Source organism: Paracoccus sp. FO-3, from assembly GCF_006386455.1.
In the GTDB taxonomy this organism is placed as follows: Bacteria; Pseudomonadota; Alphaproteobacteria; order Rhodobacterales; family Rhodobacteraceae; genus Paracoccus; species Paracoccus versutus.
On record NZ_VCBQ01000060.1, the window covers coordinates 18,239 to 30,416 of the forward strand.

The window sequence follows — 12,178 nt, forward strand, 5'->3', positions numbered from 1 at the left end:
TTTCGCGCTGTTCTATACGCGGTTTCACCCGTTTGCCAATGGCGGGGCGTGCCGGGACTGGCGCAGGGCCGAGGCGGAATAGATCGCCAGCGCCGCCCAGATCATCGCAAAGGCGATCATGTGCCAGCCGGTGAAGGGCTCGCCGAAAAGCAGCACGGCGCACAGGAATTGCAGCGTCGGGTTCAGGTAGAACATCAGCCCCAGCGTGGCCATGCCCACCCGCCGCGCGGCATAGCTGAACAGGATCAGCGGCACCGCCGTCACCGCGCCCGAGGCGACCAGCAGCAGCGTGTCCGGCAGATTCGCGCCGAAGCCCAGCGGCTTGGCCAGAGGCGCGGGCATCGCGCCCAGCGACTGGGCGACCAGCCAGCCAAGCGCCAGCGGCGCCAGCAGCGCGACCTCGGCCGCGACGGAAAGCACCGGCCCCAGCGGCAGCGCCTTCTTGACCGCGCCGTAGAGGACGAAGGTCAGCGCCAGCCCCAGGCTGATCCAGGGGGCGACGCCCAGGCCCCAGGTCAGCAGCGCCACCGCCAGCGCCGCCAGCAGGACCGCCAGCGCCTGCACGCGGGTCAGGCTTTCGCCGAAGAACAGCACCCCCATGACCACCGCGGCCAGGGGAAAGATGTAATAGCCAAGCGAGCTTTGCACGACGTGGCCGGACTGCACCGCCCAGATGAACATGCCCCAGTTGGTCGAGACGGTCAGCGCCGCAAAGGCGATCCGCCCCAGCTGGCGGCCGCTCAGGGCGGCGCGCAGCTGGCCGAACCGGCCCTGGACGCCCAGGATGGCCAGGAACAGCGCCAGCGACCAGATGGTGCGATGCGCCAGCACCTCGACGGTGGGCACGCCGGCCAGCGCGCGATAATAGATCGGCGACAGGCCCCAGGTCACGCAGACCGCGATCATCGCCCAGAAGCCCTTGGTCCATTCGCTCATGCGCGATTCCTTTCGTCCCGCCAGCCATGCGTCCGATTCGCGGCAAGGGCAAGGCCGGGCGCCCACGATCCGGCCAGGGCCGGCCGCGCCGATGGGCAAGAAGCCGGTTCCCCTGGCCTTCCGCCGGGCCTTGGCCGGACGGTGGCCGACGCCGCGGCCGCAGCGCATGGGCAAGGGTGCGCGGGGCCGGTTCCCCTGGCTTCCCGCCGGGCCTTGGCCCCGCAAGGCCACGCGGCCTTCGCCGGGCGCGAGGGAGGGAGGCCGAGGCCCGGCCCGATCCACGGTTGCGAGGCCCAAGGGGACATGCAGCCAGCCGGCCGCGCGGGCTTTCCCTCAGGCGCGGATCTGGCGCGCCTCGTTCAGCAGCATGATCGGGATGCCGCCCCGGATCGGAAAGGCCAGCCCGGCCGCTTCCGAGACCAGCTCCTGCGCCTGCGCGTCATAACGCAGCGTCGTATGCGTCACCGGGCAGACCAGCGCCTCGAGCATGTGGCGGTCGTAGCCGCGTTCGGCGGTGTCGTCGGTCACTGGATCGTCTCCTCGTTGTCGCCGCCGTGCAGGGCGTATTCCAGCAGCCCCTCCAGCAGTTCGCGGCGGCCGGCAAGCACCGGCGCCTCCAGCAGGGCCTGCTTTTCCTCGGGGGCAAAGGGCAGCAGCATGGACAGCGAATTGACCAGCGTCTCCGCCTCCGAAGCCTCGGCGGCATCCCAGTCGGTGGACAGGCCGCGCTGCTCCATGTAGCGGCCCAGCCGCGCCATGAAGCCCTTGCGGTCGAAGCGCGGGTCTTCCTCGGGCTGGAGGGCTAGGTCGCCCTCATAGCCCGACCAGTCCACCTGGCCGCGCAGATAGGGGGTGAAGCCGGGCCGCACCTCGTTCAGCCGAAACCGCGAACGCGCCCGAAGCGAAATCATCAGCCGGCCGTCGTCCAGCTCGGAAAAGGCCACGATCCGGCCCGCGCAGCCGACCGAGGCCAGCGAATCGAGCCCGCCCTCGGCCGGCTGGATCATGCCGATCAGCCGCGAGGGGGTCTTCAGCACGTCCTCGACCATCTGCAGGTAGCGCGGCTCGAAGATCTGCAGGGGCAGGCGGGTGCGGGGCATCAGCACCGCGCCCGGCAGCGGGAACAGCGGGACGGTCTCGGGCAGGTCGATGCCGCGCGCCATGTCAGGCGAAGATCAGCGAGGACAGGCGGCGACGCCCCTTCTGCGCCAGCGGATCGGTGGGCTTCATCGCATCGAAGATGGTCAGAAGCTGCGCCTTGGCCGCGCCCTCGTTCCAGTCGCGGTCGCGGCGGAAGGCCTCCAGAAGCTGGTCGATCGCCTCCTCGACCTCGCCGGCGGCATGCAGCGCGGTGGCATAGTCGAAGCGCGCCTGCTGGTCGGCGGGATCGGCCTCGACCTTCTGGCGCAGCTCGTCCAGGGGGCCGGCGCTCGCGGCCTGCCGCGCCAGCTGCAGCTGCGCGCGCGCCGCCTCGACGGGCGCGGCACTGGCGATGGCGGCGGGCACCTGCGCCAGGGCTTCCTCGGCCCGGTCGGCATGGCCGGCGGCCAGATGGGCGCGGATCAGCCCGCCCCAGGCGGCGGCGTTCTCGGGCTCCTCGCCCAGGATGGCCGAGAAGGTCTCGGCGGCATCCTCGGCCGCGCCTTCGGCGATCATCGCTTCGGCGGCATCCAGCGCCTCGGCCAGCCCGCCGTCATCGCCGCCAAGCGCCACCAGCTTCTCGACGAACTGCTTGATCTGGCTTTGCGGGATCGCGCCCTGGAAACCGTCGACCGGCTGGCCCTGGAAGAAGGCATAGACGGTCGGGATCGACTGCACGCGCAACTGGCCGGCGATCATCTGGTTCTCGTCCACATTGACCTTGGCCATGCGGACGCGGCCCTTGTGGCGGGCGACCTCGGCCTCCAGCTGCGGGCCAAGCGTCTTGCAGGGGCCGCACCAGGGCGCCCAGAAATCGACGATGACCGGCACCTGCATCGAGGCTTCGACCACCTCGGCCATGAAGGTCGCCTCGGACACGTCCTTGATGAAATCGGCAGGGGCGGCATCTTTGGGGGCGGAGCCAAGCTCGAGCATCGGGTATCCTCATGCGAAAGGGTCGCCTCCTAGATGGCGCAGCGACCGGCGCGATGCAAGATTGGCCGCGCCCCGCGCGCCCCTGCGGCGATGCGCCGCAGCGGAGGGGTCAGAGATCGAAGCTGGCCAGCACCGGGACGTGGTCGCTGGGCTGCTGCCAGCCGCGCAGGGGCCGCAGGATGCGGCTGTCGTGGCCGGCATTGGCGATGTCGGGCGTGGCCCAGATATGGTCCAGCCGCCGGCCCTTGTCGGCCGCGTCCCAGTCGCGCGCGCGATAGCTCCACCAGCTGTAGAGCAGGCCCTGCGGGATGTCCTTGCGGGTGATGTCCACCCATTTGCCGGCATCCTGCGCCGCGCCCAGGTGCTCGACCTCGACGGGCGTGTGGCTGACGATCTTCAGCAGCGCCTTGTGGTTCCAGACGTCGTCCTCGCGCGGGGCGATGTTCAGGTCGCCCACCATGATCGAGCGCGCGGGCCGGTCGGCATGGAAGACGTCGCGCATCTCGGTCAGGAAATCCAGCTTCTGGCCGAACTTGACGTTCTGCTCGCGGTCGGGAATGTCGCCGCCCGCCGGGACATAGAAATTGTGGATGGTGACGCCGTTTTCCAGCCGCGCGGCGACATGGCGGGCATGGCCGAGCCCGGCATAGTCGCGGTCGCCCGCATCCTCGATCGGCAGCTTCGACAGGATGGCGACGCCGTTGTAGCCCTTCTGCCCGCGCGCGACGAAATGGTGGTAGCCCAGTGCCCGGAACGCCTCCAGCGGGATCTTCTCGACCGGGCTCTTGGTCTCCTGCAGGCACAGGATGTCCGGGGCTTCCTCGGCCAGCAGGCGGGCGACGAGGCCCTCGCGCAGGCGGACCGAGTTGATGTTCCAGGTGGCGATGGTGAACACGGGCAGGCTCCTTATTCCGGGCGCGACCCTAGGGGGCAAGGCCCGGCTTGTCCATCGCTGCCGGACCGGGGGTTTCACACCCCCGGACCCCCGTGGGATATTTGGACACAGAAGAACAGCACCGAGAGGCTGCTTCTTTCGTGGAAAAATATCCTCTGGGGGTGCGGGGGGCGAAGCGCCCCCGCGGGACGGCGCCCATGGAAAACCCGGCCGCCGGGCTGGGCCGGGGCCGGGTCATCATGTGGCCGCATCCTCCGACCACCGGGCTTCGCAAGCAGAACCCGCAAGCCGCGTGCGGGTTCCGCCGATCGGCATGGATCAGGCGACCAGGCGATAGCCGCCCGATTCCGTGACCAGCAGGCGCGCGTTCGAGGGGTCGGGCTCGATCTTCTGGCGCAGGCGGTAGATATGGGTTTCCAGCGTATGCGTGGTCACGCCGGCATTGTAGCCCCAGACCTCATGCAAGAGCACGTCGCGCGGCACCACCCCGTCCTGGGCGCGATACAGGAATTTCAGGATGTTGGTTTCCTTTTCCGTCAGCCGGATCTTGCGGTCCTTCTGGTCGATCAGCATCTTCATCGCCGGCTTGAACGTATAGGGGCCAAGCTGGAAGATCGCGTCCTCGGACTGCTCATGCGTGCGCAGCTGCGCGCGCAGCCGCGCCAGCAGCACCGGGAACTTGAACGGCTTGGTGATATAGTCGTTCGCCCCCGAATCCAGGCCCAGGATGGTGTCGGCATCGGTGTCGTGGCCGGTCAGCATGACGATGGGGCATTTCACCCCCTGCTTGCGCAGCCGCTTGCACAGCTCGCGCCCGTCGGTATCGGGCAGGCCCACGTCCAGCACCACGAGGTCGAAGATCGCGCCCTTGGTCCTTTCGACCGCCTCATGGCCCGAGCCCGCTTCGAACACCTCGAAATCCTCGGTGGCGACCAATTGCTCGGCCAGCGCCTCGCGCAGGTCATCCTCGTCATCGACCAGCAGGATCTTTTTCAGTCCGGCCATTCTTGCCTCCTTTGGCGTTATGGCGGAAAACTGTGGCGCGGCGCGGCAGGCGTCCAGCGGTTTGCAGCAATTCTCACATGGAGTTGTCGGAAATCCGCCCTATGTTTCAGATTGTTTCAACCATGCTGGCCCGATGACCCTGATCCCGACCCTGACCGAGACCCTGTCGCGCGCCCGCGCCGATCTGCGCATCGGCCTGCCCGTGGTGATCGGCGACCAGCTTGTCGCGGCGGCCGAGACGCTGGCCGCCCCCCGGCTGGAGGCGATGCGCGCGCTTGGCCCGGCCGTGCTGGCCATCACCGGCCCGCGCGCCGAGACGCTGAAGGTCCGGGTCTATGACGGCGACCTGGCGCGGATCGAGGTGCCGGGCGATGCCGATCTGGCCTGGCTGCGCGCGGTGGCCGATCCGGCGGGCGACCTGATGACGCCGATGAAGGGCCCCTTCCGCAGCCCGCGCGGCGGCGATGTGGACGCCCATCGCGCCGGCATCGCGCTGGCGAAATCGGCGCAGCTTCTGCCCGCCGTTCTGGTGGTGCCCGTGGCCGGGCCGGCCGAGGGGCTGACGCGGCTGTCGCCCGGTCCCGCGCTGGCGCAGATGGCGACCGAGGCCGCGATGGCCCCCGTCGCCGCCGCACGCCTGCCGCTGCTGGCGGCCGAGAATTCCAAGCTGCACATCTTCCGCCCCGACACCGGCGAGGCCGAGCATTACGCGGTCGAGATCGGCGCCCCCTCGCGCGCGGCGCCGGTGCTGGCGCGGCTGCATTCGGCCTGCTTCACCGGCGACGTGCTGGGCAGCCTGAAATGCGATTGCGGGCCGCAGCTGCATGCCGCCTTGGCCGCCATGGGCCAGGCGGGCGAGGGGGTGCTGCTTTACCTGAACCAGGAGGGGCGCGGCATCGGCCTGGCCAACAAGATGCGCGCCTATGCCCTGCAGAACCAGGGTTTCGACACGGTCGAGGCCAATCACCGCCTGGGGTTTGAGGATGACGAGCGCGATTTCCGCATCGGCGCCGGCATCCTGAAGAAGATGGGCTTCGGCGCGGTGAGGCTGATGACCAACAATCCGAAAAAGGTCGCCATGCTGGAGGGCCACGGCATCCGCGTGGCCGAGCGCGTGCCGTTGATCACGCCGCGCAACCGCCACAATACCGGCTATCTGGACGTGAAGGCCGCGAAATCGGGCCATCTGCTGTGAGGCTGCTGCTGACGCCCATGGGGCTGCGGGCGGGGTCGCGGGTCATTCCCTGCGCGGTCGGGCGCGGCGGCATCCGCACCGACAAGCGCGAAGGCGACGGCGCGACGCCCGTGGGCCGGCACCGCATCGTCGGGCTGCTCTATCGTCCCGACCGGGTGACGCGGCCGGCGGCCTGGGCGCGGCCGATCCTGCCGGGCGACCTGTGGTGCGATGCATCAGACCATCCGGCCTATAACCATCCGGTGCGCGCGCCCTTCGGCCCCAGCCACGAGGCGATGCGGCGCCCCGATCCGCTTTACGACATCGTGCTGGTGACGGATTGGAACTGGCCCGATGCCCGGCCGGGCGCGGGGTCCGCGATCTTCCTGCACCAATGGCGCCGGCCGGGGTTTCCGACCGCGGGCTGCATCGCCATGGCGCGGCGCGACCTGGCCTGGCTCGCCTCGGCCGTCGCGCCGGGGGATGTGCTGGACATCCCCGCCCTGCCGCGCTGGCCGGGGCGCAAGGCCACGGTGCGGCACGGCAAGGACTGAGGAGGGCAGGGGCTGAGGCGCGTCAGAGCGCCGTATAGCCGCCGTCCACCAGGTGATAGCTGCCGGTGATGAAGCTGGCGCGGTCCGAAAGCAGGAACAGGACAAGCCCCGCCACCTCGTCCGCCCGGCCCAGCCGGCCGACGGGATGGCGGGCGACCAGCGCCTGCTTGACCTCCGGGTCCAGCTGGTCGAGCAGCGGCGTGTCGACGAAGGCCGGGCCGACCGAGTTCACCCGGATGCCCTGCGCCGCATATTCCAGCGCCGCGTTCTTGGTCATGCCCACCACGGCATGCTTGGCCGAGACATAGGCCCCGGCCCCGTTGAACCCGACCGAGCCGAGGATCGAGGCCATGTTCACGATCGCCCCGCCGCCCGATTCCAGCATGGCCGGAATGCCGTAGCGCATGCCATAGAAGACCGCGTTCAGGTTGACGTCGATCACCTTTTGCCAACCGTCCAGCGGGTATTCCCCGACCGGCGCGCTGGGGCCGCCGATGCCGGCATTGTTCACCAGCAGGTGCAGCCCGCCCAGCCCCTTGGCGACCTCGACGGCCTTGCGCACCTGCTCGGGGTCCGAGACGTCGGCCGCCACGGCCTCGGCCCGGCCGCCCGCGGCGACGATCCGCTCGGCGGTGGCGCGGGCCGTCGCTTCATGCAGGTCGGCCGCCACCACCGTGGCGCCCGAGGCGGCCAGTTCCAGCGCGATCGCCTCGCCCAGCCCGGAACCGGCGCCGGTGACAAGGGCGATCTGGTTGTCGAAACGAATATCCATGCGATTCTCCTGCGCGGTTCCGGGACAGCATATCATCCGCCGGGAACCCGTCCCTGCGACCAACCGTATCAATGCGCGGCGGCGGCCTGGGTTCCCGTTACAGCGGCCCGGTCTGCCACAGCCGGATCTTCAGCCCGCCATGGGCGACGTAGGGGCCCGGTTCGCGAAAGGGCAGGCCGGTGGCGCGGGCCAACGGCGCCTCGCTGGTGACAAGGCCGACGCGCCAGCCGCGGAAGCGTTCGCGCAGCACCTCGCCCAGCGTCGCATGCAGGCCGAAAAGCGGACCCTTGTTGCCGATGCGCGCGCCATAGGGCGGGTTGACCATGACCAGGCCCGGCGGGCCTTCGGGGCGGAGGAGATCGCCGATGGCGCGGTTTTCGAAGCTGGTCCAGCCGTCCAGCCCGGCGCGGGCGGCGTTTTCGCGGCTCATGCGGATCGCGCCGGGGTCGCGGTCGCTGCCGTGGTAGCGGGGCTCGGCCGGCGCGGGCGGGGCAGGGGCGTTGCGCATCGCCTGCCATGCCTGCGCGTCGAAGCTTGGCAGCCGTTCGAAGGCGAAAGGCCGCATCCGTCCGGGGCTGAGGCCCGCCGCGATCTCGGCCGCCTCGATGACGAAGGTGCCCGAGCCGCACATCGGGTCCAGCACCGGCTCGGCCCCGTCGAAGCCGCATTGGCGCAGGAACATCGCCGCCATGGTCTCGCGCATCGGCGCCTTGCCCACCGCCTGCTTGTGGCCGCGCCGGTGCAGCGATTCGCCCGATGTGTCCAGGCTGATGGTGCAAAGGTCATCCTCGATGCGGATCTTCAGCGTGACCGGCGCGTCCTCGGCCACGGGGGCGCCCAGGCTGTCGCGGATCGCGGCCTCGATGCGCTGGGTGATGGCGCCGGCGTGATAGATGCGGGACTTGCGGCTGCTGGCCTCGATCCGGATGGGCACGTCCGGGCGCAACCAGTCGGCCCAGGGAAAGCGGCGCGCGCGCTTGTCGAGCTGCGCCGGATGCAGGGCGCGAAAGGCGCCGATGCGCGCGAGGACGCGGGTCGCGCCGCGGATTTCCAGGTTCACCCGCCAGACATCCGCCCAGCCGCCGGTGAACGTGACGCCGCCGGGCTGGGCCTGCGCGTCCCAGCCGAGCGCGCGGGCTTCCGCCGCCAGCGGCTCTTCAAGGCCGGGGGTGGCGACCAGGAAGATCTCCATCCGCGCCGGATCGGCGGCCAGCGGCGCGGCGTCAGGCTGCGGTCGGGGTGGGGTCTTGGCGGATCGGGTCTTGGCGGGCTGGGGCTTGGCGGGTTGGGTCTTGGTGGTGCGGGGCTTCATCGGGTTCCGGCTGGCGAAAGGGCCCCGCATCATGCGCCGGGGCGCGGGCGAAGGCAATCCGTGGCCATTGTCGCCGTTGCGGCGGCAGTATTCCCCGATTGGCGCCATTTCGTGCCATGCGCATCGCCCCTATCTTGGGCGCAACAGGATATAAGGAGAGCATGATGGCCACGAGTGACGCCCCCATCCAGATCGGCCGGGTGGCCCTGATCGTCAACGACCTCGACCGGGTCGGGGATTTCTACCGCTCGGTGATCGGGCTGGAGCGGATTTCCGGCAGCGGCGAAGAGCTGGTGCTGGGCGCGGGCGACAAGCCGCTGCTGGAGTTGCGCCGCGACCGGGCCGCCCGCCCGCAGCCGCAAGAGGCGGGGCTGTTCCATACCGCCTTCCTTCTGCCCGACCGCGCGGCGCTGGGGCGCTGGCTGCGCTTTGTCGCCGGGCGCGGGATCGGGCTCGACGGGGCCTCGGACCACCTGGTCAGCGAGGCGCTCTATCTGCGCGACCCCGAGGGCAACGGCATCGAGGTCTATGCCGACCGTCCCCGCAGCGCCTGGCAGCATGACGGGGCCGAGGTGCGGATGGACACGCTGGCGCTGGACATGGCGGACCTGCTGGCGGCGGACGCGGGCGTCTGGACCGGCGCGCCGGAGGGAAGTGTGGTGGGCCATGTCCACCTGCAGGTGGGCGACGTGGCCGCGGCCGAGGATTTCTGCATGAACCGCCTGGGCATGGAGCGGATGGCGCATCGTTTCGGCGCGAGCTTCTTTGCCACCGGCGGCTATCATCATCATCTGGCAGGCAATGTCTGGAACAGCCGCGGCGCGGGGTTGCGCAGCCCCGGTTCGGCCGGGCTGGCCGAGGTGGTGCTGGCCGCCGATCCCGACCGGCTGCGGGCGCTGGAAGCGGCGGCGTCGCGCGATCCCTGGGGCACCGTCTTCCGCGTCGAGCCCAAGGGTTGAGCGGGGCCGGGGGCTTTGCCCCCGCGCCTCCCGGACCCCTCGATGGGGTCCGGGAGGCGCTCCCCCAGGGTATTTATGCAACGAAGAAGATCAGGCCGGGCGCCAGAGCCCCTCGCGGCGGGTGAAGCGCAGCTGTTCGGGCGGTCGGAAGCCGGGCTCGGTCATGGGCGCGACGTGGCGCTCGACCAGCAGGTCGGGGCCGGCGAACTCCAGCACGGCGAATTCGTTCTGCCGGTCGCCGGGCCGGTCGCACAGCGCGGTGCCGGCCTGGACTTGCAGGATCGGCCGCCCCCGTTCGCCCAGGAAGGCGCCGATCGACCACAGGTGCAGGTGGCCGGTCAGGACCAGCTGCACGCCCTCGGCCTGGAAGCCGGCCAGCGCCGGGGCGGCGCCCTGCATCAGCGCCTTGTCCACCTGCGGGCGCTGCTGCATCGGGTGGTGCAGCGCGACGATGTTGATGCAGGCGGGGTCCAGCCCGGCGATCACCCGCGCCACCTGCGCGGGCGTGACGATGCCGCGCTGCCAGGACATCGGGTCCACGCTGTTGATGCCCTGCACCCGCAGGTTGCCGACATGGCCCACGGGCTCGAGGTTCTGGGCGATGGCGCGCCGCCAGCGGCGCCAGGGGCGCATCATCCGGTCCGCCAGCTTGTAGAGCGGGATGTCGTGGTTGCCGGGCACCGCCAGCAGCGGCGCCTCGATCCGGCGCAGGAAGGCCGCGGCCTGCGCGAATTGCGCCGAGCGGCCGCGATGGGTCAGGTCGCCCGTCACCACCACCAGATCGGCGCGGGCGGCGTTGATGCGGTCGATCAGCGGCTCGACCAGCGGCTTGCGCTCCAGCCCGAAATGCAGGTCCGAGAGATGCAGGATGCGCGTCATCCAGCATCCCGCCCGCCGCTATCGGCCGGGACCAGCACCTTCAGCGCGCCCCGGCGCACGCGGATGCGAAAGGGCGAATCCATCCAGGTCTTTTCGCCGTCATGGGCGACATATTCATGGCGCGGCACGGTCTCCAGCTCGAATTCATCGGCGCAGATCAGGTCGAAATCGGCATAGCGCGCCGTCTTGCCCAGGGCCAGCCGCAGCGCCGAGCGCACCAGCGGCCCCGGCCGCTTCGCCCGCGCCAGCAGCAGCGCCATCTGGCCCTGGCGCACGCAATCGGCCCCTTCCAGCCCGAAGGTGTCGAGCTGGTAGGCGCTTTTCGCCACGAAGGCCAGGGCGGTGGTGAAGCGCCGCTCTTCGCCGTTTGCGCGCACGGTCAGGTGCAGCGGGCGGCGCAGCGTCCACAGCGCCGCCACCGCCGACCAATAGGCCGCCAGCCGCGACCGGCCCCAGCGCCGATAGATGCTTTCGCGGCGCCGCAGGATCTCGGGATAGGCGCCGAAGCTGACATTGTTCAGGAAGATCATGCCGTTCATCTCGCCGACATGGACGCGGCGGATGCGGGGGGCGTCGAAGATCGCCAGCGCCGCCTCGACCGTCTCGCCCGAGCCGAGGTCGCGGGCGAAATAGTTGAAGGTGCCGCCGGGGATCACCGCCATCGCCGCCGGGGTGCCGGCGACCGCGCCGGCCACGGCCGCCTGGGTGCCGTCGCCGCCGGCGGCGACGATCAGGTCGAACCCCTCGGCCACCGCCTCGCGCGCCATGGCGGGCAGGTCGGCACCCTTGCCGGTGCCGCGGAACCGAAGCTCGGCCACCCGGCCCTGCAAGGCCGCGCGCAGCTTGCCCGCGATGTCGTCGCCCGCCTCGCGCCCCGAGCCCATGTTCACGATAGCGCAGACCCGCGCCCTGGCCAGGTCGAAATCGGGGCTTGCTGCCGGCTCGTCCTGGCCGTTCATGTCCTGGTCCTTTCCGCATTGCCACGCCCCCCGAACCCGCGGCCCCGGCGCCCGGTTCCGGTTCCCGCCGGGGCCGGGGTTGCGACAATTCGCCGGCCGGCGCTAATCCTGATCTTTTTACTTGCCTTTCTGGACCCGCTTTGACAGATTGCCGGCGGGAAGCTGAAGGGCGGGATTTCCAGACCGCCGCCCGACCGGCCGTGCCCCTTGGGGATTGCGGCGGTTCGCCACCCGAGACATCAGTTGCCAAACCCTGCGCAGGAGAGTTCTGCCCCGGATACGATCGCAGCATCATCCATGTCTGCACAGCCAGCGCCAGTCCCAAAGCCGCTGGCCGCCGCCGGGATCGGGGACGAAATTCCTTTGAAACGAGATGCATGATGAACATCCGCCTTTCCGAGGCGCCCAGCAAGACGGCGTCGCCCGTGCCTGATCCGGTTCTTTTCGGTTTCGACGGCCCTTCGAGGCGCATCCTGGGGCGCGGCCCCGCGCGGCGGATCGCCGCCGGCAGTGCCGCGACGCTGGAGACGCGCGTGGCCGCGGCCCTTGCCGGGGCGGCGCCGGACGAGATGATCGGCGGCGCCTTGCCCTTTGACCGCGAGGCCGGGGATTGCCTGTGGCAATGCCGGCGCAGCGATGCGCCCGCGTCCGGCGGCG

General features: G+C 70.5%; 13 protein-coding genes and 1 pseudogene. 4 read left to right on the forward strand and 10 right to left on the reverse strand.

Translation table 11 applies throughout. The annotated features are described in order from the left end of the window. Nucleotides 1-24: 24 nt before the first annotated feature. From rarD to FE811_RS16530, 6 genes are all read right to left on the reverse strand, one after another. Complete coding sequence (gene rarD / locus FE811_RS16505) at nucleotides 25-936, reverse strand: EamA family transporter RarD (protein ID WP_116222424.1); 912 nt, start codon at nucleotides 934-936, stop codon at nucleotides 25-27. A gap of 333 nt (nucleotides 937-1,269) precedes the next feature. Next, the gene (locus tag FE811_RS16510) at nucleotides 1,270-1,425 is read right to left on the reverse strand and encodes a Trm112 family protein (RefSeq protein ID WP_116171088.1); all 156 of its coding nucleotides are present in this window, start codon (nucleotides 1,423-1,425) and stop codon (nucleotides 1,270-1,272) included. 35 nt (nucleotides 1,426-1,460) lie between these two features. After that, nucleotides 1,461-2,099 carry an LON peptidase substrate-binding domain-containing protein gene (locus FE811_RS16515; RefSeq protein WP_036757024.1) on the reverse strand — a complete coding sequence of 213 codons (639 nt, stop codon included), beginning with the start codon at nucleotides 2,097-2,099 and terminating at the stop codon, nucleotides 1,461-1,463. Nucleotide 2,100: 1 nt separating this feature from the next. Continuing rightward, nucleotides 2,101-3,012 carry a co-chaperone YbbN gene (locus tag FE811_RS16520; RefSeq protein WP_116221980.1) on the reverse strand — a complete coding sequence of 304 codons (912 nt, stop codon included), beginning with the start codon at nucleotides 3,010-3,012 and terminating at the stop codon, nucleotides 2,101-2,103. A 109-nt stretch (nucleotides 3,013-3,121) separates the two neighbouring features. Further along, a complete protein-coding gene (locus FE811_RS16525) occupies nucleotides 3,122-3,907 on the reverse strand; it encodes an exodeoxyribonuclease III (protein WP_036757029.1) in 786 nt (261 codons plus the stop codon). A 318-nt stretch (nucleotides 3,908-4,225) separates the two neighbouring features. Next, entirely contained in the window at nucleotides 4,226-4,912 is a 687-nt protein-coding gene (locus FE811_RS16530) for a response regulator transcription factor (RefSeq protein WP_036757032.1), read from the reverse strand. 133 nt (nucleotides 4,913-5,045) lie between these two features. On the opposite strand from FE811_RS16530, the gene ribA reads away from it, so the two are divergent. Beyond that, entirely contained in the window at nucleotides 5,046-6,107 is a 1,062-nt protein-coding gene (ribA, locus tag FE811_RS16535) for a GTP cyclohydrolase II (protein WP_116221981.1), read from the forward strand. Between the two features lie 17 nt (nucleotides 6,108-6,124). Then, nucleotides 6,125-6,640, forward strand: a complete 516-nt coding sequence (locus FE811_RS16540; protein ID WP_116171089.1) for a L,D-transpeptidase — start codon at nucleotides 6,125-6,127, stop codon at nucleotides 6,638-6,640. Between the two features lie 22 nt (nucleotides 6,641-6,662). Here FE811_RS16540 and FE811_RS16545 read toward each other — a convergent pair whose 3' ends face one another. Then, nucleotides 6,663-7,412: an SDR family NAD(P)-dependent oxidoreductase gene (locus FE811_RS16545; RefSeq protein WP_116221982.1), complete on the reverse strand. Its 750-nt coding sequence runs from the start codon at nucleotides 7,410-7,412 to the stop codon at nucleotides 6,663-6,665. A gap of 97 nt (nucleotides 7,413-7,509) precedes the next feature. After that, nucleotides 7,510-8,724, reverse strand: coding sequence for a class I SAM-dependent RNA methyltransferase (locus FE811_RS16550; RefSeq protein ID WP_116222425.1), 1,215 nt, complete (start codon nucleotides 8,722-8,724; stop codon nucleotides 7,510-7,512). Nucleotides 8,725-8,888: 164 nt separating this feature from the next. On the opposite strand from FE811_RS16550, the gene FE811_RS16555 reads away from it, so the two are divergent. Beyond that, nucleotides 8,889-9,683: a VOC family protein gene (locus tag FE811_RS16555; RefSeq protein ID WP_116222426.1), complete on the forward strand. Its 795-nt coding sequence runs from the start codon at nucleotides 8,889-8,891 to the stop codon at nucleotides 9,681-9,683. Between the two features lie 90 nt (nucleotides 9,684-9,773). Here FE811_RS16555 and FE811_RS16560 read toward each other — a convergent pair whose 3' ends face one another. Further along, nucleotides 9,774-10,562: a metallophosphoesterase gene (locus tag FE811_RS16560; protein ID WP_116221983.1), complete on the reverse strand. Its 789-nt coding sequence runs from the start codon at nucleotides 10,560-10,562 to the stop codon at nucleotides 9,774-9,776. Next, on the reverse strand, nucleotides 10,559-11,521 hold the full coding sequence (locus tag FE811_RS16565; RefSeq protein WP_116221984.1) for a diacylglycerol kinase family protein: 963 nt from the start codon (nucleotides 11,519-11,521) through the stop codon (nucleotides 10,559-10,561). The genes FE811_RS16560 and FE811_RS16565 overlap by 4 nt, the downstream gene beginning before the upstream one ends. A gap of 377 nt (nucleotides 11,522-11,898) precedes the next feature. Here FE811_RS16565 and FE811_RS16570 point away from each other — a divergent pair. Further along, nucleotides 11,899-12,178 (forward strand): annotated as a pseudogene (locus FE811_RS16570) (isochorismate synthase); the annotation flags it as partial.

Coding starts and splice junctions, on each gene's coding strand:
- FE811_RS16550 (WP_116222425.1), bottom strand. CDS start 8,724: ATGAAGCCCCGCACCACCAAGACCCAACCCGCCAAGCCCCAGCCCGCC.
- FE811_RS16520 (WP_116221980.1), bottom strand. CDS start 3,012: ATGCTCGAGCTTGGCTCCGCCCCCAAAGATGCCGCCCCTGCCGATTTC.
- rarD (WP_116222424.1), bottom strand. CDS start 936: ATGAGCGAATGGACCAAGGGCTTCTGGGCGATGATCGCGGTCTGCGTG.
- FE811_RS16540 (WP_116171089.1), top strand. CDS start 6,125: ATGGGGCTGCGGGCGGGGTCGCGGGTCATTCCCTGCGCGGTCGGGCGC.
- FE811_RS16565 (WP_116221984.1), bottom strand. CDS start 11,521: ATGAACGGCCAGGACGAGCCGGCAGCAAGCCCCGATTTCGACCTGGCC.
- FE811_RS16545 (WP_116221982.1), bottom strand. CDS start 7,412: ATGGATATTCGTTTCGACAACCAGATCGCCCTTGTCACCGGCGCCGGT.
- FE811_RS16515 (WP_036757024.1), bottom strand. CDS start 2,099: ATGGCGCGCGGCATCGACCTGCCCGAGACCGTCCCGCTGTTCCCGCTG.
- ribA (WP_116221981.1), top strand. CDS start 5,046: ATGACCCTGATCCCGACCCTGACCGAGACCCTGTCGCGCGCCCGCGCC.
- FE811_RS16510 (WP_116171088.1), bottom strand. CDS start 1,425: ATGCTCGAGGCGCTGGTCTGCCCGGTGACGCATACGACGCTGCGTTAT.
- FE811_RS16560 (WP_116221983.1), bottom strand. CDS start 10,562: ATGACGCGCATCCTGCATCTCTCGGACCTGCATTTCGGGCTGGAGCGC.
- FE811_RS16555 (WP_116222426.1), top strand. CDS start 8,889: ATGGCCACGAGTGACGCCCCCATCCAGATCGGCCGGGTGGCCCTGATC.
- FE811_RS16530 (WP_036757032.1), bottom strand. CDS start 4,912: ATGGCCGGACTGAAAAAGATCCTGCTGGTCGATGACGAGGATGACCTG.